The 21,259-nt window shown below is 63.9% G+C and carries 15 protein-coding genes; 8 read left to right on the forward strand and 7 right to left on the reverse strand.

Annotation, left to right across the window (positions count from 1 at the left end):
- The first annotated feature begins 74 nt into the window (after positions 1-74).
- Positions 75-383: a hypothetical protein gene (locus tag FJ694_RS02765; protein WP_157264118.1), complete on the forward strand. Its 309-nt coding sequence runs from the start codon at positions 75-77 to the stop codon at positions 381-383.
- Positions 384-416: 33 nt separating this feature from the next.
- Here FJ694_RS02765 and FJ694_RS02770 read toward each other — a convergent pair whose 3' ends face one another.
- The gene (locus FJ694_RS02770; protein WP_157264120.1) at positions 417-965 is read right to left on the reverse strand and encodes an RNA 2'-phosphotransferase; all 549 of its coding nucleotides are present in this window, start codon (positions 963-965) and stop codon (positions 417-419) included.
- A 354-nt stretch (positions 966-1,319) separates the two neighbouring features.
- Positions 1,320-1,823, reverse strand: coding sequence for a hypothetical protein (locus tag FJ694_RS02775; RefSeq protein WP_157264122.1), 504 nt, complete (start codon positions 1,821-1,823; stop codon positions 1,320-1,322).
- 321 nt (positions 1,824-2,144) lie between these two features.
- Here FJ694_RS02775 and FJ694_RS02780 point away from each other — a divergent pair, with 321 nt between their 5' ends.
- The 3 genes from FJ694_RS02780 to FJ694_RS02790 all read left to right on the forward strand — a co-directional run bounded on the left by FJ694_RS02780 (position 2,145) and on the right by FJ694_RS02790 (position 5,466).
- Positions 2,145-2,975, forward strand: coding sequence for a hypothetical protein (locus FJ694_RS02780; RefSeq protein WP_157264124.1), 831 nt, complete (start codon positions 2,145-2,147; stop codon positions 2,973-2,975).
- A complete protein-coding gene (locus tag FJ694_RS02785) occupies positions 2,972-3,607 on the forward strand; it encodes an RES family NAD+ phosphorylase (RefSeq protein WP_157264126.1) in 636 nt (211 codons plus the stop codon). The genes FJ694_RS02780 and FJ694_RS02785 overlap by 4 nt, the downstream gene beginning before the upstream one ends.
- 584 nt (positions 3,608-4,191) lie before the next feature.
- Entirely contained in the window at positions 4,192-5,466 is a 1,275-nt protein-coding gene (locus tag FJ694_RS02790; RefSeq protein ID WP_157264128.1) for an RNA-guided endonuclease InsQ/TnpB family protein, read from the forward strand.
- Positions 5,467-5,536: 70 nt separating this feature from the next.
- Here the strand turns inward: FJ694_RS02790 and FJ694_RS02795 are convergent, their stop codons facing one another.
- The 4 genes from FJ694_RS02795 to FJ694_RS02810 form a co-directional block, all read right to left on the reverse strand.
- Complete coding sequence (locus tag FJ694_RS02795) at positions 5,537-7,138, reverse strand: ATP-binding protein (protein ID WP_157264130.1); 1,602 nt, start codon at positions 7,136-7,138, stop codon at positions 5,537-5,539.
- Positions 7,139-7,346: 208 nt separating this feature from the next.
- On the reverse strand, positions 7,347-7,643 hold the full coding sequence (locus FJ694_RS02800; protein ID WP_157264132.1) for a hypothetical protein: 297 nt from the start codon (positions 7,641-7,643) through the stop codon (positions 7,347-7,349).
- A gap of 10 nt (positions 7,644-7,653) precedes the next feature.
- Positions 7,654-7,971 carry a hypothetical protein gene (locus FJ694_RS02805; RefSeq protein WP_157264134.1) on the reverse strand — a complete coding sequence of 106 codons (318 nt, stop codon included), beginning with the start codon at positions 7,969-7,971 and terminating at the stop codon, positions 7,654-7,656.
- Between the two features lie 13 nt (positions 7,972-7,984).
- The gene (locus FJ694_RS02810; RefSeq protein ID WP_157264136.1) at positions 7,985-8,587 is read right to left on the reverse strand and encodes a hypothetical protein; all 603 of its coding nucleotides are present in this window, start codon (positions 8,585-8,587) and stop codon (positions 7,985-7,987) included.
- Positions 8,588-9,082: 495 nt separating this feature from the next.
- Between FJ694_RS02810 and FJ694_RS02815 the strand changes: the two genes are divergently transcribed.
- Positions 9,083-9,919 carry an AcaB family transcriptional regulator gene (locus FJ694_RS02815; protein WP_157264138.1) on the forward strand — a complete coding sequence of 279 codons (837 nt, stop codon included), beginning with the start codon at positions 9,083-9,085 and terminating at the stop codon, positions 9,917-9,919.
- A 61-nt stretch (positions 9,920-9,980) separates the two neighbouring features.
- On the opposite strand, the gene FJ694_RS02820 is transcribed toward FJ694_RS02815, so the two are convergent.
- Entirely contained in the window at positions 9,981-11,291 is a 1,311-nt protein-coding gene (locus FJ694_RS02820; protein WP_157264140.1) for a replication initiation protein, read from the reverse strand.
- Positions 11,292-12,399: 1,108 nt separating this feature from the next.
- Between FJ694_RS02820 and FJ694_RS02825 the strand changes: the two genes are divergently transcribed.
- The 3 genes from FJ694_RS02825 (at position 12,400) to FJ694_RS02835 (ending at position 21,257) form a co-directional block, all read left to right on the forward strand.
- A complete protein-coding gene (locus tag FJ694_RS02825) occupies positions 12,400-13,626 on the forward strand; it encodes an AAA family ATPase (protein WP_198320698.1) in 1,227 nt (408 codons plus the stop codon).
- 5 nt (positions 13,627-13,631) lie between these two features.
- Positions 13,632-14,669 (forward strand): ParB/RepB/Spo0J family partition protein, encoded by a 1,038-nt coding sequence (locus tag FJ694_RS02830; protein WP_232539875.1) that lies wholly within the window; start codon positions 13,632-13,634, stop codon positions 14,667-14,669.
- 5,001 nt (positions 14,670-19,670) lie between these two features.
- On the forward strand, positions 19,671-21,257 hold the full coding sequence (locus tag FJ694_RS02835) for a sialidase family protein (RefSeq protein WP_157264144.1): 1,587 nt from the start codon (positions 19,671-19,673) through the stop codon (positions 21,255-21,257).
- The last annotated feature ends 2 nt before the right edge of the window (positions 21,258-21,259 follow it).

The following is a 21,259-nucleotide window of genomic DNA, read 5'->3' on the forward strand; positions in this document are numbered from 1 at the left end:
CGCCCGAGAGCCCTGCGATGGTCTGGCGTCCGGATGGCCGGGCCGCGGGAGCCGCACGATGGACGCAGGCGCGCGTGTTGCCGCAGCCCGTGCATGAATCGTGGATCGGGTCGGTCAGCATGGGCCTGTCGGTAGAGTTGGACACCGCCGGCAGCGAGGCCCGGCCTTGCGCCGTCCACTTCGGCACTCGGCGCGTGGCGGTCAACGAGGTGTGCGACCGCTGGCATGGCCGGGATCGCACCTGGTGGAAAGTCTCCACCGACGAGGGCTTCTACATCCTGGTGTGCGAGGACGCGACCGGCGAGTGGGACCTGGCCGCCGTCGTGGGCGAGGCATCCCGGGACGATGCCTGGCCTGCCCCGCGGCGCGGAACCTCGCATTGAAGACCTGATGCCGGCGCCGGCATCGCTGCCACGTCAGCCGGCGCGGCACAGGAAGGCCGGCGGCACCCTAACCGTCAGCCACACCCCGTTCTCGGCTTGGTGGAACACGAAGCCCTGCGCATGCATGCGCACGGCGTCCACCGCGAGCACCACGAGCAGCCCGTAGCGAAGGCCGACAGCGCGGGCCGTCTGCTCGCCGGCCGACAGGTGCACGTGGTGCCGTGCGCCGGGCTTGAGGCCTTCCCGGCTGATCGCCGCGACGAAGCGCGAGGCCGTGCCGTGGAACAGCACCTCAGGCGGTTGCCGCTGCTCGAACTGACGGTCCACGCTGCGCGTCGAGTGGCCCTGGATGGCGCGGATTCGCTGGCCGTCATCGGAAAGCTCGAAGCGCCTCTTGTTGTTGGTGGCCACGACTTGCTCGATGAGCTCGTGGGAAAGCTGCTTCCCTTGCCGCGCAGTGCCGGCAATGAGCTCGTCCACGTTGCCCCAGCCGTCGGCGTCGAGTACTAGGCCAACGGCCTCGGGCTGGTGGCGCAATACGAAGCTCAGGAACTTGCTGGCCTCGACAAGCCTGCCGCTCAAGCAGGACCCCGGTCCGAATTGGCGCTCAGCCGTTACCAGCGAGAGCTTGTCCGCGCTCACGCAGTACCTGCCGCGTCAAGCTGACACCGCCTTGCGTGCAAGCTTGGCAAGCTCGGGCTCAAGGCCCAAGCGGCTGGCCCGGGTCCAAGCAGCGTTGATCATGCCGCCGCGGGTCTAGCCAACGCCCGCCACGCGACTCGCAATCGGCACGCTCGGCCTGCTCGCTGCTGCGAAAAGCTAAAAGAACCTCCATGGAAAGTAGCAGCAGTGCGGCCAGCACCACTGTCATCCAGGTGCCTGGGCTTCGTTGAACGTTCATCATGTGAAGACGCCGACGAACTCATGGCTGCCGGTTCAGTTGGCACCGGGCAGCATTAGCGGCAGTGGGCGACAGGCCCGCACCGGGCGGCGCTGCGCATCCAGCTCTATCCAGCCCAGCACCCCGGTGGGCTGTCCGGTTTCCTCCAACTTGATCGTGAGAACCAAGCCCTCGTCCTCCTCACCCAACTCATCCCCTTCCTCGGTCCGGTAACGCTGCAAGGAAGTCTCTGCCGTGACAAGTGCCGTGTCCGCCCCGGCCAAGTCATGTGCCTGTGCCAAGAGCATGTCTTCGACTTCGTGCAACGGTACCTCCGGGTAGCAGTCCAGGACGGCACGCTCGACGCCTTGCACAAGGTCGTCGTGCCGCCAAGCAGTCCAGCGCCGCTGAAAGCCGGCCAACTGCACCTGAGGGCCCATGTGGCGTGCGGCCAGGCGCGCGTAGAAGTCCAGCAGCAGACGGCTGGGACGCAGAGGCAAACCGTGAGTCATGAACAGGCCAGGAAGAACTGGAAGGGGGAACTTCGCGGGATCGGCCACACACGCAATCGTTCCAGCGGAATACTGTATAAATATACAAGTTCCAGATCACTGACACGGCACTGCTTCGACAAACCGGAGCGTCTGCCTTCGCAGGCCAACTCCCTGCTGGGTCTGCACACATGACTGATGGTTGGATTTTTGGAAGTCGATCCAACCGTTGCGTCCTGCAAGAGTAGTCGGCATGTTGGAATCGGACAGGCAGTAGGTCGCTGCCCTGTCCTCTTGACGAGAAGGCCTCTTCTCTGGCGTAAGTAGCGGTTGATTCTGTTTAGCAAGTCTCTCCTGAGCGCTACAATGGGCGCACTCAGGAGATACACCATGGCTGCTGTCCCGGCTGTCGCAAAGTCCGTCCAACGCCCAGCGCGTACCGGCACGGCCAAGGCGGGCAAACAGCTCCCACTGGCCGAGGTGTCCATGCACCTTCACCGGGAGTTCGCTCTGACACCGGCCTTGGCGGAAGCGGCCGAGAAGCTGCAGCAGGCTCGGCGGGAGATAACGCAGCACAAGACCGCGGCCGCACCGGTTGAGCCCAGTGTGGTCATGGACGTCCTGGCGCTGATGGAGAGCGCCAGCAGCCTGCTCAAGGCGTTGCCCCTGGACGGCGTGATGCCTGACTTGCGCAGCCGCAGCGGCGCGCGCAGCACCTACTACCGCCAGCGCAAGCAGATGCTAGACCGGTTCCGGCAAGTGGTCGCCGATGTCGAGCAGGCGCAAAGCCGGCTTGAACCGGCCCGCGTCGAAGAGCAGTCGGCCGAGCAGACGACGGCCTTCATGGAGAAGATACGCTGCGAAGCCGAAGAAAGCCTGCGCCGGATGATCGGCAGCGGCGAACTTGTCAGGGGCGACGTGCTCGCCGAGCGGCTGGGCATGAGCATGCAGGCGGTGAGCAAGGCCCTCGCTGCGCGGCGCATGTTCTGCGTCGAACACAAGGGCGTGCGTTACTTCCCGGCCTGGCTGGCGGACCCACGCCACGATCGCAAGCAGATTGAGAAGGTGTCGAAAACGCTGGGCGACATGCCGGGAAGCGCCAAGCTGGCGTTCTTCACTGTTCCCCGCGGCTCGTTGGCCGACCAGACGCCGCTGGAAGCCCTAGCAGCCGGCAAGATGGCCCTGGTGCTCAACGCGGCGCAGGCCTTCGCCCAGACATGAGCGACAAGAAAAAGAGCCCGCTCCCAGACATCTGCCCACGTCCTCCGAACGACTTTCACAAGCTCAATCTCAGAATCAAACAGGTTCTGCCCTCGAAGCTCTACCGTAGCGGCCCCCGTGACAGCGGCGAACCCTTCTTTGGTCGGACTGCGGCCAACCGCTTCGACGCCCCGGATAAGGCCTATGGCACCTGCTACCTGGGATTGGATCTTCACACAGCCCTTGCCGAGACGCTGCTGCACGACCTGCGGCCCGTCAGCGGCCGGTTCCTCGTGGCCGCAGCACAGTTTGCTTCCCGCTGGATCGTTCGCTTCGAGAATGTCGATGATCAAAGGCTCAAGCTGGCGGACCTGACCGGCATCGGGCTGCTGCGCGCCGGCGGCCATGCCGCACTGTCCGCCGTCGTGCCCTATGACGTGCCGCAGCAGTGGAGCCACCAGGTCCATACGCACCCTGCGGGCTTCGACGGCATCCATTACCTGTCGCGCAAGCTCAATGATCGTCCGGCTGTCGTGCTCTTCGACAAGTCCTCCACCCGAGCCAAGTTGGGGCCGCCGATCTACACCGCCTTGCCCAACGTGAAGGGCATCGACCGGATCTGCCGCGACCTGGGCATAGAGTTCTTCGTTTGAGGTAGACCGAACTGCCGCAGTGTCATGAGCGATGGGGTCTGTGAGAAAAATGGCGGCAGCCGAAGCTGCGCAGGACGGGAATTGGAGGCTGGATGTACCTTAGAGGACAGGGCCCACCTCTGCAAATCGCCCTGAAAACTGGTTCAGTTGGCACTTCTCACGCCAGTGGTGGACACCGCGAGAGCGTTGCGTGCGCAAGTTTATAGGGTCTTCTCGCGCATGGGCTTGCCGGTGACCCGTTGCAGCAACGGCAGGCAGCCTGCCTTGTCGTCTGTGCGCTTGACCTCGCCGCTGCTAAGCGGAAATATCAACCGCCTAATCTGGCTCGGCGGCTATGAGCCGTAGGGATCCGCATCGCCAGAAGCGCATTCCGCTTCAGCGAAGCCTGCGAAACGGGACGACCCTTTCCACCGAAAGCGCGAGGGTCTCCATCCAGTGAGGTCGGCCGCGTAATCGGCCTGGAGGCAAAGCCGTCCGCATTGGGTGGAGAGGGATAGCGCGCCGGCCGCAAGTCCTGATTTCAGTTACGTACGAAACCATTTCTGCGTTGCCGTGTGGTATGTGATTTTTACAGTGACTTTGCTATGGACGCACCGTGCAACCTTCGCAAGACAACTCTTCGGCTGTACCCGACGCCGAAGCAGGAGGCGGCCTTGCATGCGCTGCTGCGCTCGCACCAGCAGCTCTACAACGCCGCTCTTGAGGAACGCATCGACTGCTACCGCAAGACCGGCGAGTCGCTCACCTTCGCGGCGCAGTGCAAGTCGCTCACCGTGCTGCGCAAGGAATGCCCAGAGTGGGCCGAAGCCGCGAACTGCTCCAGCCAGCAGATGACGCTGCGCCGGCTGGACAAGGCATTTGCCGCGTTCTTCCGCCGCGTCAAGGCGGGACAGGCGCCGGGGTTCCCAAGGTTCAAGTCGCTCGCGCGCTTCCCCGGTTTCTCGTTCAAGGGGCACGGCGATGGCTGGCGCTTCACGCCCGGCGCTGACTGGCGCCACGGCACGCTGCGGCTGTCGGGCATCGGGCACCTGCGCGCACGCGGGCAAGCCCGCCAGGGTGGCGACATTCGCGCCAGCGACGTGCTGCACCGCGACGGCAAGTGGTTCCTGTCGCTCACGCTGGACATCGGCACGCCGCAGCGCGCGCGCACGGGCGACGCGGCCATGGCTTTCGATTGGGGCGTCGAAACCTTCCTCACGGGGCTGGATCACGCGGGCGACGAAGTGTGTCTGGACAACCCGCGCTGGTGGCGCTCCGAGAAGGACCGCATCACCGGGCTGCAGCAGGCCGTCTCGCGCAAGAAGAACAAGCGCAGCAACCGCCGCCGCAAGGCCGTGCAAAGGCTCGCCAGCGCACGCGCCAAGACCGCACGGCGCCGCCTGGATTGGGCGCACAAGGAAACAGCCAAGCTCGCCAGCCGCTTCGCGCTGGTTGCTACCGAAGAACTGCGCATCGCCAACATGACGCGCAGCGCCACCGGGACCGTCGAGAAACCCGGCAAGAACGTTGCACAGAAAGCGGGCCTGAACCGCGAGATTCTGGACACAGCCCCCGCGCTGTTCACTTCCCTGTTTCGCCTCAAAGTGACGGAGACTGGCGGCGAATGGGTAGAGGCGCCGACGCGCAAGCTCAAGCCGAGCCAGCGATGCCCCGCATGCTGGGCGCTGGCGAAAAAGAGCCTGTCGGTGCGCACGCATACATGCACGGAATGCGGGCACACCGAACCTCGCGACCTGGCTTCGGCGCGCGTCGTGCTGAACTGGGCGCTGGGTACACATGACGGTCAGGAACTGGCCGGTACAGGGGCGCGTGAGCGCCCCTGTGAAACTCCATCCTTTGCGCAGCAAAGGGTGGAGTAGTTCATAGCGCACAACCCGAGCACGCTGTGGAAAGAACCACGAAGGAATCTTTCCCGGCCTACCCAGCGTATTACGCTTGGATGACCGTGAGCGTGGCGTCGGACGAACCGATGATCACTCGGAACCGTCTGCCACTGAGCTGCGGGTAGTCCGTCCAGCAGATCTCCTCCAGCACACATTGGAGCAAGGCCACCGGGTCAGGACAACGAAGTTTGCGCATGAATCGCGCGAGCAGGTCCTCATCAACCCCGCAAGCCAGTTCATCGACATGGTCTTGCGCAGTCCTGTAGTCGCTGACCTGCATCACGACCTGGCCGTCGCGGCAGCTGCGTGGGTAGAAGATCGCGCCGTCCCAGAAGATGGCCTTGTCCCGGAGCACCACCTTGTCGTTGCCGTGGACGATCTCGATGTGGTCGCAGGCACGCACCGGCGCTTGCGCGTAGGCGCCACGGAAGCTGGCCTCCGCGGTGACGTCCACGGCCGTCACGGTCACGGCTTCCCGTGTCAAGTCGCGCAGGCCGTGCTGGACCCAATGATTGGGTCCGAGCATGCCGAGATCGACCAGCACCACCGACGCGGCCTGGGCGTACATCAGCGTGGCCACGTTCGGGCCTTTCAGGCCAGGTTCGTACGCGGCCAACCGCACCACGCCGGCGTTGATATCCGAGCGATGCAGATGCGACTCCCCGACCAGGCGGTAGTCGCATTCCTCCCGCATCGGTACGCCCGGATAGGCCGACACCAGCGAGTACGCGCGGCGTGGCAACACGTCCACGTCGTCGAAGACCTCGAGCAGGTCCTTGCAGCGCGCGGCCTCGTAGTAGCGATCCACGAAGTCCTGCGGGGCCATCAAGGCCTTGTGCTGCAGCAGCGTCAGCCTCCACGTCCGCTTGATCCTGCGGTCGATGCGCTCGCGTGCCTCCAGCGGGTCGATGAGCTCCGTACGGTCTGGCAGACGAGCGGCAAAGCGCTGCAGGTCAAGGTGAATGACGTCAACTTCATCCTGCGACAGGTAGCCAGCGAGCGCGGCGTCGGCCACGAGCAGCCCCTGCAGGTAGACGGCCACCAGGTCGGAAGGCCTACCGGTTTCGACGCCGGCGAGGTGCACCATGCCGATAGGCGTCTTCACGAAGAGCCGCGCATCGAGCGCATGGGAACGCTCGCACGGCTCGCCGTTGAAGTACACCGGGATCGGGAAGCCCCGCACCATGCGGCCGATGATGACGCGAAGGTGCGGCAGCTCGACGCCATCGAGCTGTACGACCGTCTTGCGACGGTCTGTCTCAGGCGCCGGAACGACTTCCAGCTCGGCTTGTGCCAGCGCATCGGCGCATTCGAACGCCAGCGTCATCCCGCGGGACGTCACGGACACTGACTTGGCGGCGTACAGGCATTTCGAGAACCCCATGCCGAAAGCTCCTTCGCTGTTGGCCAGCTGCTCGTCCCAGCCACTTTCGTGAAGGCTCAGCAGCTTCTGGAAGTCATCGATGCCACAACCATCATCGGTGACGCGCAACCGCTGAATCACGTCCAGGTACTCGACGTGTACAGCCGATGCGCCGGCCCGGCGGGCGTTTTGCAGCAACTCCGACAGCACCGTATAGCGGTTGCCGAAGGCGTAACGACCGTTGCGCAACGCGCCTTGCTCATTCACTTGAACATGCACTTTCATGATCATCTCCAGTGGGAAAGCAGGACGCGGCGCCGCCGAGGCGGATGCGCGACCCGCTTCGGGTTGAGGTGGTTGGCGTCACCGCGGCATGAAGCCGCGGGTAGCCGGTATCGAACCAAGCCCCTGTGGGGTTGCTTGGCCTCATGCTTGCGGTGCACGACAGCTGCAGTTGCAGCCGCGTGCATCGATCAAGCCGGCATCGGGTGTGTCAATGGAGCGCGCTCGTGAAGAGCGCACCACTGACCATCGCCTTGCCGATCGCGTGCTTGTGCAGATCGTGAGCTGGCGCGCGAAGCAGCGGATGCACCGCCGTCCCGCTCTCCGACTCGCGCTGGATTTCGTACCCGTTCTGGCAAAGCCCCACGCGGTACGCGATCTTTTCTGCCCCAAGCACGACGAACTCGCGGCCGCGCTCTGCGGTCAGGAGTTCGTACTCCTTGACGTAGTAGTCCAGCATTTCCCGCGACAGGACCTGACGCAGAGTGGACTCAACAGCCGTGTTCATGGCAGCTCTCCTATTCGTCGATGACCGTGCAACGCAGTTCGCGCGCCGGTCCGGTTTCTGATTGACCTTGGACGATCGTCACGGCCTCCGCCGAGGCGCGCACGAGACGGCGTACCGCCTCGTGTCGCTCTTCGATTGGCACCTGGCACAGCAAGCGCAGCTGCTGCGGCGCACGCCGGAAGGCGTGGGCCTGCGACCCGGCCGTGGCGTGCGAAGCAGCAGGAGCGACCGGATCGCCAGTCGTGTCACGGTCCAACGCACCTGCCAAGCCGAACAGCACGATCAGCATGGCCAGCGCGAGCCGCGGGGGAATCGCGGGAAGTTGCATGGTCAGCTCCCGCCTACGGGCAATCCGAACCAAACAGGTCCCCTTGAGGGCCCTGCTCTCGTGCTCGGATCTGCTCGTTGATCCACTGGGGATTGCGCTGCAGTTCCCGGCACACCATGTCGGGCTGGGCCCGAACCAGATCGCGCACCCACTGGGGGTACCGTTCCAGCGTCGCTGCAATCCAGCGCCGCGAGTGCCAGCGCAGCCATGCACGGATGTCGTCGACATCCACCAGGCCGACGTAGGGCGCAGGCGACAGTGGGCTCGTGCCGACGACCCGAAGGCACTGCGCGAAGCTGAAAGGCTCGCCATCGTGCTCGGACTCCGCGAAGGCCCAGGCCAACGTGTCGAGCTTTTCCTCCAGCGGCGTTTCAGGGTCTGCCAGGCGAGGCAGTTCCTGCAGCAGCCGCCAGTGCAGGTACACGACGTCCTGCTCGGACCATTCGACGGTGCGTCCGCCGAGGTCGCCAAGCATGTCAGCTACAGCCTGCTGCGCGCTGGGCGGCAGGTCTTCGAAGGTCAGCTTGAGCTCTTCCTGACCAAGCAGTGCCCCGGGAACGGGTACGGTAGTTGGGTCGCGCGCGGATGACGCACACGCCCGGTGATAAACGGACATTGCTGTCTCCCAAACGGGCGAAGCAATGCGCTGCAGGAGAACTCCTGCGAGGCACATTGCCCCGCAGGGTTGATGACGTCGGCATCGATGCCGACCGCTTGCGCTGGTTTGAACTGGCGGCGTGAGCCGCTTGATCGGTCTACCAGCTACCGATCAGAAAGCTTTTCGGCGCACGATCCCGCTCAGGGCGTGGCGTCGCGCCTCGAAAAGCCAAGCTGACAGCTCGGCTGGTAAGAACGTTCCCGCTGCGAGCGGGGGTGCGCCGGCCACTGGGGCGGCGCCTTGGGTGGCTTGCCTGATGCTTGAGTGCAGGGCCAGCTGCTGCACATGCCGCCAAAGTAAATCCGACCACGGCCGCTGTCAACGCCAGCCCGCAACGAGGGGTCTGCGGGGGGTTGGGGCCTGATCTTCGGAAAAAACGGCGGGATTTTTCCTGGAAACAATCCGGATGCTTCGTGATGATGAGCCAGGTCCCTCACGCAAGTGATCCGCACAATGGACAACTCCAGACAGCTACCGGCGATGGTCCGGACCGACCATGGCGAAGCCAACAGGCGCATCCTGGCCAAGGAAACGCCAACGGATTTCCGCCGGGTCGAAGCCGCGGCCATCACGCGCCGTACTTCGCTGCACAGCGCGGAGGGCAAGCGGTTGTTCGTGCGCTTCTTCTACGTGTTGCAGTCCAGGGTGTACTACATCTCCACGATCGGCCGCACGCGCAAGAGCCATCAGGAAATCGAAGCCCTGGAACTACAGATCAAGCAGGCCATCGCCGATGCCAGCAAGTTGATCGACAGGCTCATGGACGCCATGGAGCAGCGCCTGAAGGAATCCAGCATAGACGCTGTTGCCTCGTTCACGACGACCCCCATGGAAGAGGACGTTGCAATCGTCTCGGCCATTGGCAGGCGCTACTTCGAGCTCATTCACAAGCTCGACCAGTTGATGCCGTTGCTGCAGACACTGGAGATCGAGGAGTTGGTGACCGAGACCGAGCTTGACAGGATGCGGGCCAAGGCCAAGCGCATCACCGGGCGCCCTGCCTCCCTGGCAAGGCTGCTGGCGGACCGGTTGCGCATGGAGATGCGCGATCCGGGGCCCACGGCCCTGCCCGCCGCTGTTGCCACCGGCTTGGATGAGGCAGCACCGGCCGGGTCGGACGCGGGAATCAGCGCGTGCAGCGACGTCCTTGCCTTGGCCCAGACCGCAGCGGTGGCGGCACCGGTGCTCCCTGTCGGGCGGTCGGAGCCGACGCTGCCCGAGCTGGCAAGTCGCGCGGCGGAGAGTTCGGCTGCCGCGTCGATGGCAAACGGCACGGCCCGGTCGGTCTGAGCGCGTCCTGGCTGCACCGCGCCTCCCGGCCATCCGAGGCGCCGGGTGCAGGCGGCTTACCTTACGGGGCGGACAGTGCGGAATTCCCGGAAAGCCGTTCGCTGAGATAGCGGACAAAGACTGGACCGACCATGCGTCCGGTTGGACCGTTGCGCTCCCAATCCGTCTTGTAGCTGCGATGCAAGCCAGGCAGAACCGCACTGGCGAAGGCCTGCCGATACGCCAGCTTGACTTCCTCGCTGCACTGCGCGTAAAGGCTGATCGCCTCGGCGTTGCGCCTCTCCCGGGTCTCCAAGTCGGCGACGGACATCGAGGTGGACAGGACGGGCGCGGACGGTAGGGACGTCGCTGGCACGAGTTGGGCCTCGACCACTGTAGGTTGGCTCGCCATCGACGAGGGCAGTGACCGCCTGTCGAGAACCTCTTCCAGCCAGCGATGCGGAGATGCGACGGGCTCGGCCGCTGCGTTTTTCATGCGGGCCTCAAGCAGGTCCAAGCCACTGCTGAAGGCCGCATCGCCATGGAGCTCGATGAGGCGCTCTGACCATCTGACGCCTATGCCCAGCGCGGCTGCCCGGTCATACAGCATCAGGTCGACCGGCTCGATGCTCGGTACCTGAACCTCGCGCTGCACGCTGGTATTGGGGCGCACCTTGAATTGGATCTCGCTGATCGCCCGTCCCTCCTTGTGGGTCACAAGCTCAATCTCGATCTCCGACTGGCTGTTGATCTCGCTGATGGCGCGCTTGAGAACATCGCGATGGAACGTCTTGTATTCGCCGCCCTCCTTCATCGTGCCGGGCTGCAGGCTCAGGGCATCACGCCACCACCGCCAGTGATGCCTCGTCGTGAGCATCGAGTTCTTGTAGCGCGAGCAGATCTCGTAGAGCGCGAGTGCCGAGATCGATCGCAGCCGCGCGTTGGTTACCAGCGAAATGGTGGCGTAGGGCATCGGCTCCAGGATGTCGCGCTTGAAGATGCTGCTGTACTCCCACCAGATGACGTTCTGGCCGGCAACCACGCCGACCTCGACGCCGCCGATCAGCTGCGACGACGACCAGCCAACACCGCCCCGCCCGACCGGGGACTCCCACTGGATCAGGCAAGTCTGCATCTCGCGAACGATTTGCTTCAGGGCCGCGTTGTCGTTGCCGCCGTAGTCGATGATCTTGGCCAGCTTCGACAGTGGCGCGGAGTAGCGTGGCCGCTCCAGCCCCTGGCGCTGCGCGACGTAGAGCATGGCGTTGTACATCTTGCGCGCGATCAGGGTGAGCGATACGGACGAGGCACGCAGCACCAGCATGCGTTCGGACTTGCGCAGCTGCTGCGGCTCACCGCTATTGCTGCTGATCTTCCTGGGGACGGGGGGCATCGGTGAGTCTCCTGCGAACAGTATCTCACCTCAAGCTCAAGACCATCGCCGGCGGAGCGGCGACTGCCTGGGACCAACCGTGCGCTAGACAGGATCCAGTCCTCACTAGACCCGCTTGCTTACCGCCCTGTTGTTGGCCCGTCCGGTATGGCGATGTTGCCTGCTGCCGGTACGCCACGACGACGCCACGCGAGACAGCCGTGGCACACCTTGCCGACAGCACAGACGCGTTCTGATGCGCGAGCAGCCATTGCGGAGAAAAGCCGCATGCGCTGACTGGCTTCCGCCAAGCACTCTGCCCTCGTATTTTGTCCGAGCGGGAGGACGCCAGACTCATATTGAGTACAGCGACGTCCCCCGAGGCAAAAGCGCTTACTTGTGTCGGCGCTCGGCCAGCGTGCGCACGTCGCCCCAGCCTCTGTCGCTGCGTTGCTGGCAAAGCGGACGCAAACGGTTCCGAGCGTTGCGCGGCAGGGAAGGTGCTGGTGCAGGGACCCAAAGGTGAGACGTTTCCGGACCCCGGTGGTCTACTGCCCGCGAGTCTGCAAATTCCTGCCAGGACAAAAGACCGTTAACCGGAAGAGTTCGAAAGGTGAGACGTTTCCGGTGAGCCTGCGTTGCTTTGCCGTTGTGGCGCTCCTGTCCTGCGGTCGTGATGCGTTTTTGGTCTTGCCGTGTGACGCAGGACGGTTGGACCAAGGGAACCATCCTCTTGAAACGGGCCCCCAGAAGGCCCAAAGGTGAGATGTTTCCTGGGGTCAGTGCTGATGAAGACGGGTAGCACGGTGCAGCAGCACCGCAAAGGAGGTGAGCGCCGACTCTTTTCTGGGCCAGCCCCCGGATTCAACTCACCCTAGTCCCCGTAACGGCCTCACCAGTCCTCAGCTATCAACACACCACAGCCCGTTTTCAACTCATCCGTCTTCCGGTTTCAACTCACTCAAAGTGAGCTAACGCATTGATATAAAAAGGTTTTTTCTCTCCTGTATTGGTATTGGTAGTTGAGTTGTATTTCTGTATCCACGTAGTTGGTGCGCCTCGGAGAGTCCGTGATTTATGATCGAATCCGCTAATTTTCACGGACTCCGTCATCGAGCGAGCATCCACAGTGAGCACACGTGCCCTTCCCTATCCCAAGGTCCCTCTCAGCCGAATTTCCCAGGCTGCTGAGGTTGCAGCAACCACACTGGAAACGGTACGCGGTGCGATCTTCGCGCCGGACAGGGTCAAGACGCCCCCTACGCTGTCCACCGGGAAGCTGGCTGCGCTGTGCGGCATCACCAACGACCAGGTGCTCTACCGTGTGTCGCGTGGTGACCTTCCCAAGGGTGAAGTGGCCCGGGGCAACAACCGCCGCTTCTTTACCGTGGAGGAAGCATCGACCTGGGCCCGCGCGTACCGATCGGACAAGCTACGCCCCCAGGGATGCAGGGCCGTGACCATTGCGGTTGGCAACTTCAAGGGCGGGGTCAGCAAGACAACGACATCAATGACCCTGGCTCAGGGCTTAGCTCTTCGCGGGCACAAGGTACTGGCTATCGACCTGGACCCGCAGGGCAGCCTCACGACGCTGTTTGGCTTCGGGCATGAGATCAGCACGCTGCCGATGGACGACACGCTGGTGCCGCTGTTTGCAGGTGAGAAGGACAGCGCGGCTTACGCCGTGAGAAAGACCTACTGGCCCAACATCGACCTGATCCCGAGCAATCCCAACCTCTACAACGCCGAGTTCCTCCTGCCTGCCCGCCAAATGCGCGAGGGCACCGAAGGGCTGGTCTTCTACATGGTGCTCGATGCCGGCCTGGAGGAGTTGCGTGATCAGTACGACGTGATCTTGATCGACACGAGCCCGTCGCTGAGCTTTACGGTGATGAATGCGTTCAACGCGGCTGACGGACTCCTGATCCCTCTGCCGCCAAACAATCTCGACTTCGCGTCCTCGGCCCAGTTCTTCGGTTTGTTCTCGGAACTGGCCCAGAACGCCGCGTACAACGGCGGTCGGTCCGAGTTTGATTTCGTCCATGTGCTGCTGTCCAAGGTCAAGGCGGGCGACGACAACGCAACCACCGTGGCAACATGGATCGCGAAGGCCTACGGCGAGTTCGTGCTTCCGGTGGAGATTCCCGATTCCAAGGCAGCCGGCACGACATCGCTGTCGTTTGGCACCGTGTTCGACGTGACAACCTACGAGGGGTCCAGGGCCACGTTCACGCGCGCGGTCGATGCGGCAAACCGGGTGGTCGACATGTTGGAGTCATCGATCGGGAAGGCCTGGGCCAACCAGACCGCTCAGCGCGCCCTGTTCGGCGTTGAGACCCGGGAGGCCGCACTGTGAGCAAGATGAAGGACCGGATCGCGCAGGCGACTGCTGCGGTCGAAAAGATTCAGCCCTCGGCCTCGGCGGCAGGCGCGGCACGTCCTGTGGAGACGGTGCCTGGGGCCACTTCGACTCCGCCTCTGACCCAGCAGCCACGTACGGCACCAGGAACCTTGTTGGCCATGATGGGTGTCCAGAAGGACACCGAGCGGGAACTGGCAAGTCTGCGAAAGCAGCTCGAAAAATGGATCGGTGCCCAGCCCACCTTGCCTTTGGATCCTGCCAGCATCGCGCCCGGCCCATTTCCCAACCGTGACGCCGAAAGCTTCGAGGGCCCCGAATGGGAAGAGTTCAAGGCCACCATTGAGAAGACGCGCGGCAACGTGCAGCCGATCCTAGTCAGAGCCCATGCCGCGCAGGAAGGCGAATACGAAATGGTGTTCGGTCGGCGCCGTACCCGTGCCTGTGCAGAGCTCGGGCTGAAGGTGCTGGCCGTGGTCGTCACGGGCATGACCGACATGGCCTTGTGGGAGGCCATGGAGTACGAGAACGCCGGGCGTGCCAATCCGTCGCCATACGAGCAGGGACGCAGCTACAAGCTGGCGCTGGATGCAGGTCTGTTCACGTCGCCGACGGCCCTGGCCAACAGGATTGGCAAGGACAAGGGCCTGGTGCGTCGATACCTGCTTCTTGCATCACTGCCGACCGAAGTGCTCGAGGCCTTTCCGAGCAAGCGCAGCATCCAGAAGGGTTGGGCGGAGAAGCTTGCCGACGCGGTCCAGAAGGATCCGGACGGCGTCGCCCAGCGTGCCCAGAAGGCACGGGAAGATAAAGGCCGGCTTGGTGCACGGGACGTTTTCGAGGCTCTGACGGTGTCGGCCAATGCGCGGCCGCAGCGTATCGAGATTGCAGGCAGCCATGGACGCCCGGTCGCCACGCTCGAATGTGCGGATCGGTGGCTCTCCGTCAAGCTGTCCAAGGAGATGCGGATGACTCCGCGCTTGGTCGAGGCCATCCAGACGCTTCTGGAGAAAGAGCGCGACAAGCTGCACAAGCAGTAGCGCACTGCACAACAGCTTCAGAACTCGGGCTCCATTCAAGGAGCCCTTTTTGTTGGCTCCTGATTGACGCATGCCACTGGTTGATGGCGCGCCTGCGGTGGCCCGGGGCCACCAAGTGACAACGGCTTGCCGATTCTCCTGGCAACCCTTAGAGAAGGGTGATTGCAGGCCAATCCAATGGCGTTTCGCAGGCCACGCCGAACGCATGAGGCAAGTGCCTATCCGGCCAAGACTCCTGGCTCAAGCTACAACTCGATCGAGACAGCAGGCATGACGTTTCTCCGCTGCCGCGCCACGCCTCACCCCGCTTTTGCCTTGCGAACGGCGAGATCGTGGGCGATCCGAGTCTGCGTTGAGAACGCCGCTCAGGCAGAAAGTGACCATGGAATGCTCGTCAACTGGCCAAGCGGTGCTGGGCGGTAACTTTGGCGCATGGTGGCGCTCAAGCTGGTTGCGGGAATGCGCGTCGGCATGGCAGTTGGCTTGCGCAGGCCTCTTTCAGTTCGCGGTCTGAGTCAGTGGCGCACCGCGCTATCGCAGCTACTCTGAACGCATTCCCAGGCCGGCATACCGCTGGCAGGCGACCCTGGGCTGACCTCGTTCGCCGAGGCAACGCTATGGTCCTCAGAAATACCGGTGGGCGCAGTGCTGCTGGTGGCCCCGGTCCACCGGCAGCAAGGCCACGGCCAAGTGCGCCGGACGGGCAAAGCAGATCGGCTTGCCGACGTACGTCAACCGAGGAGAGACAGGCAGCACCGGGAGGTGGCCAGATCAGGATGGGTCGGCACCTGCTGAAGGGCTTCTTCCCCGGCTGAGCGCAGCAGCGCGTGTCTGCCGCAGTGGAGTGCGGATTCCCGAGACACCCGCAGGGAGGCCGTTTCCAGCGGCACGAATCAGGAGCGGCCTGGGTGCATTGGAGGAGGCGACGGCGATCGCGCTGTCTCTTGCGGGCCGCTCCATGGCCTCGGGCGACCGGACATGAACTGGCAGGGCCGCATATCGTCAGGACGCAAGCCGATACTACGGGCCTGGCTGCGGGGAAGAGCTGAAGTGCGCGAAAGGCTCCAAGAGCCCGGTGGTAACTGGGGTCTGGCTCAAACAGCGGCTAGTAACCGTCGAGGAGTCAAATGCAGGCAAACCGACGAATCTCGGACTAACAGGTACGACCGCTAACAGCGCCGCGTTGCACGCTCCTGCCCGAGTTGAGTAATCGAGGTTGCCTGCAAATTCGTAGACAGACACCCGCGTGGTGCCGCACGGAACCGGGTTGCTCTGGACTATTGCGCTGATGTCGGCTCAAGAATTCTGGCGGAGCACAACATGTCGAAGCCCCCTGCCGCGTGCCTCGGTGGCCTGGGGCCACCAAGGTTCTTACGCAGAACACCATTCCATTGAAAACGCTGCCGTGCGTAGTTCTTGACGTGCGCTGCTATGTCAACTTGCGCGAACGGCGAGTGTGGCAGCCGCCCGCTCATGTTGCAGTCCGTGATCACACCGATTCCAAGTGGTCGATGCCGGTCTGTCGGCCTGCAATCTTTCCCCGGCGCTTGCCTATTGGCCCAGGATGCTTCCGGCATAGCCATTCCACGACCCTAGTAGTCGGATCATGACAGCCGTATGGATGTTGCCGTGGCGGCGCGGCTGCCGGCGTTGCGTACTGAGGTGGCTCTACGTTTGCGCAGGGCGCATTGAATCGTCCGCGGTGGCCTCGGGCCACCATCTTTTCTCTTGGCAAGCGCACACCCTGGATCGTTGCTAGCGCGGCATCACGGCGCGTGTCTCTGCGCGTCAGCCTGACTGCGCGCCGGTTCACTTCCATTCCGTTTTTCTGCCAAGGGCAGGGGCCTTTGCCGCTGCAAGTTAAGTCCCGGCTTCCCGTTACGGCACGTCCGGATCCTTGGCGCTACCGAAAGTGGCCCCAAACCACCCGGGGAGGTGATGTGAGTTCGGTCACTGAATCGGCTCATGGATTTCCACCGGCGCAGGTGTACCGGCAGTTGACTATCGTGCATAGACCGCTGAAGAGCGCTTTGCCACAGCCGACTTTTCTTATGTTGAAAGGGCATCTCCACACCACGTGTTGACAGCCGGTGACCATCTAGGGGACTCCGGCGAGGCCCAAAACTTCCTTCGGGCTTGCGGGCGACAGACCTGTAGCAACTCCAAGGCTCCTGCTTGTCTGGCCCCCAGAAACATGCTGCCTCAGCCTTGCAGGTGCATGGTGCTCGTACATGCGCGCTCCATGGCCCGCATCCGATGCGTTGCCTTTGCCCCGGCGCAGCAGGCCCGGTCCGTGCAGACATGCCCTGCATATCTGCGTTGCCTGTGGCGAGGAGCGCTTTGCGCGGTGCACGGAACGAGGAGGTTGGGCACGCGGACCCTGCGCAGAGTCAACGCATCGGCAAGAAGTCAGTCGTCGCCCTTTGTTGGGGGAAGCAGCCAGCCCGGCACTGAAGAACTTCTGCGGCGACCAAGACACTGTGCCAAGCGTGCCGCCGCGCTGCCTCGCACGGCCGCGAAAGGTGGCCTCGGGCCACTTTTTGGCGGGAAGTGGTCTGCCGGCGGCCCAGCGCTGCGGATGCTCGACCCGGTCTTCTCATCTCATGCCATGAATTAAGCCTTCCGATCCAAGATATCGCCGACCAGTGGTGGCCCGGGGCCACCTTTTCCTCCCACATGGCCACGCCCCAAGCTACATCGCCGTCATGGAGCCTATCCCGCCATGACTTGCCATTGCTTCTTGTTCCGTGGGGCGGTGGCCCCAGGCCACCACCCTCGCCAGAGTCCGCCGCGGGCCGCTGTGCAGAATCCTGCAGGCTTTCACCCCGGTGACTGATCTAACCCCAGATCTTCGGGCGACAGGCGGGGGCGAGCCACATGCAGCAGTTCTGGGCAGCCAGCCGGCAAACGAGCGGCGCGTCCAGCCAAACAAGCCGCGCGCAGCTCTGGTGTGGAGAGCGGCATCGGCTTGGCAGATGCCGTCAGGGCGTTCCACTCAAAGTTTTCCAGTGCAATCCGCGCCCGCTCCAGGGATTCCCAGCCCGCTTGCTGACTTCGCCCACGCCCGCAGGCGTTTGTGTGGTCGGCGGCGATTGGTGAGCCGGATCCTTGGCATCGCTGTCCAAAGTCCGCGGTGCATTGGGCACGGTGGCCCCAGTCCACCGTGCCAAGAAATCGTTGAATAAAGATGTCGCGCAACAGCCATGCGCCAACAACCTTGCGCCGCGGTGAACGCTGTAGTTCGGACCACGGGTCCCTAAGAATGTGCGTATCTTGTTTCTCCGCACCCTGCGCCCGACACGCTCCGGCCTGGTTGCTAAGTCTCGCCGACCAACAGACTAACAGCATTCCAGTAGCGAAGCGTGCGGTCTGGGGTGGCCCTGAACTGACTCCTCACGGCGGCACGTTGTCATCGAGCCGCGCCACCAACTTCGTGGGCGATCCGCGCGTTATGTTCTAGCAGAACAATGCTCTGAGCCCGGCTCATCGTTTTCGAACGCCAGCACGCGGCGCGGCAACGCAACGTAGCCGTCACCTATCTCAGTTTTCCCCTGTCACGCATCAGTCCCATGGTCGCGATAGTTCGCGGCGTGAAGCCTCTGTGAGCGAACAAGTGCAGGCCGAGCTGGTGGGCCAGTAGGGTGTTCCTGCCATGTGAAGTACCGTGTTCTCCATTGCTTCGCGGCAGCTGGGCTGTGCCGCCAGCCGCCTCGGATAGTTTGGCCCCTGCGCGCTGCGTGGTGGACCGCGGCCACCACGCAGCGCGAGTCAAGCGTGCCAAGCGGTGCAGGGCAAGTTGCTGTGCTTGACCTTAACGCCAAGCTTGAAGAGCTTGTAGCCAAACCCAGAGATGCTGCTCGCGCGCCGGTTGACTGGAGGTACTGACCTCCCGTGGAACACCAATGCCGTTTCGTGAGTGAGCGCCTGCACACCCGCGCCGCTGAACCCGGGTTGCTGCCTTGAGCCCGAGGACAGCGCCTGGCCGCATCTCTCCCGCTGCCGCTCACAGCGTGCAAACAATCCGCAAAGGGCATCAATCAAGGAGTGCTGTCGACTGAGCAGTCTCGGCTTCACCGCCGTGAAGCTCTGGTGATGCTCCAGCCGCAGTGGTGGCCCGGGGCCACCGCAGTGACTCGGCGTTGCGCCGGAGGAGGGCGCGTAGGTGGCGCTGGCACGGACGCCCAAAGCTACTCGGCGCGCGTGCCAGGACCGTGCAGACGCTGAAGCGTCCTGCAAGGACGGTTTCCTCAGAAGAGAACCTGCCCGCAACCCATCTCGGAAAGGATCGAGGTGTTTTTCCCCAGGCGCCGTGCAGGGTAGGCGCTGCGGCACCTACCGGTCTGGGAAGAAAGATGGGCTCCTGTAGCCGGCTTGGGTACTCGCCGCCGCATGGGCGCCTCGGCTTAGATAGGAGCTCAACCGACGCTGATCGCCGTGGGGCGGGTGCAATTGCGACAGGCTGCGAGACATCTGCCAAATCGGCTTATCCGCATGCCAAGCGGCTGCGCTGTAAAGATGCAGCGGGCCAGAGGACTCCGCGGGTGGCGCTTTCAAGTCCTTGTCAGCCTTGGAAAGAGCTTGAGGTGATCTGCCATCGGACGATATCAAACGGATTTTATAAGGTAATGATAATTGGCGTTATCAACCCAACGTTGAGCAGGCGGAGGCGATCACGCCCTGCAGAAGGCCGGTTTCAGTGCAGGCGGGGCAAATGCTGCTTAGGAACCGGGGTAGGCGCATCACGGCCGGCTGTGCCATGACGCCTGTCCAGTGCTCGCTCGATCTCCAAATAGTCCATGTTTGACCGGCTGGCTTGCCGACCCGCGACAGGGCGATGGCGTCTTGAGCACATGCAACAGACGTCGAAATTTCAAGATTCCCACTGTCCCCCGTCGCGGGGTAGTTGTGCCGACCCTGTTGCCTACGATGCCTCACCTGCCCGCGCCGGGCGCCGCTTGGCCGGAGCCGGTGTGCCGGGCGGATGCGTGAAGGAGAGCAAGCATGCGAAGCATCGTTGCCGTGGCGCCGGGCGCGTTTCTCCTCCTGGCTGGGTCGCTGGCCTGGGCTGCTGCCAGCGTGCCGACGGTGGTGGCCGGGCCCAGCGTGATTCCTGGCTGCACGGCCGATGCGGCCGCGACCCAGCCCGGCACCTACTATCCCGGCAGCCAGGCCGAGCCCTGGGTAGACGCCAACCCACATGCCGGCTCCGAGGGCAACTTCGTGGCTGGCTTCCAGCAGGACCGCTGGTCCAACGGCGGTTCGCGCACGCTGGGCTACGCCAGCACCCTCAACGGTGGCGCCACGTGGACCGTGGGTGCCATCCCCGGCATCACGCTGTGCACCGGGGGCGAGTTCCAGCGCGCCACCGACCCCTGGGTCAGCTTCTCGCCCGACGGCAGCGTCTACTTCATGAGCCTGGCGCTGGACATCACCACGCCGCCCAACCGCAGCGGCGGCAACGGCAAGAACGCCATGCTGGTGAGCAAGTCCACTGACAGGGGGCAGAGCTGGGGGCCGCCGGTGACGCTGATCCGCGACGACAACCCGCGTTTCCTCAACGACAAGAACACCATTACCGCTGACCCCGAGGACAGCCGCTACGTCTATGCCGTATGGGGCCGGCTGCAGGCGCCACTGGGCTCGGTGATCAATCCTGAGAACGCCATCGGCCTGGGCTTCAAGGGCCCGGCCACTTTCACGCGCACCACCGACGGCGGCGCCACTTGGGAGCCCGCCCGCAAGATCTACGACCCGGGCGCCAACAACCAGACTATCGGCAACCAGATCGTGGTGCTGCGCGACGGCACGCTGCTCAACGTGTTCAACGAGATCCTGAACTTCAAGAACAGCAACCACGGCGCGCAGTTCGACTCCAACTTGGCGCTGGTGCGCTCCTTCGACAAGGGCGCGACCTGGACTCGCGGCCCGGCGCTGCGCGGGCCGAGGATGCAGCCGATGTCGCAGGTGCGCGCCTCCAGCGTGGTGGACCCGGATGCGCTTCCCGGCACCGTGTCGGCCGTGCGCACCGGCGACATCATTCCGCAGGTGGCCGTTAACCGGCGCCCGGACACCACCGGCTGGGGTCATGTCTATGCCGTTTGGCAGGACGCCAGCTTCAACAGCATGCGCTACGACCAGATCGCCTTCTCGCGCTCGACCGACGGCGGGCTGACCTGGTCCACACCGATCCAAATCAACCAGACACCGGAGACGGTGCTTGAAGGCAATCGCCAAGCCTTCACGGCCTCGGTGCGTGTGGCCACGGACGGAACCATTGGCGTGAGCTATTACGACTTCCGTCACAACACACCCGACCCGGCCACGCTGCCCACCGACTACTTCCTGGTGAGCTGCAGGCCCGCACCTGACCATGACTGCACACAGCCCGAGCACTGGAGCGGCAGCGAGCAGCGCATCACGCCGCAGTTCTTGGACATGCGCCAGGCGCCGGTGGCGCGGGGCTTCTTCCTGGGCGACTACATGGGGCTGGCTGCCGACGCTGCGGGCGGCTTCAAGGCCATCTTCGTGCAGTCCCGCCCGGCCGCTGGAGACGCTGGAGACGTGTTCCTGAGCACGGTGCAGCCTTGAGG

Origin of the sequence: Azohydromonas aeria (genome assembly GCF_009760915.1) — a bacterium.
GTDB lineage: Bacteria > Pseudomonadota > Gammaproteobacteria > Burkholderiales > Burkholderiaceae_C > Azohydromonas > Azohydromonas aeria.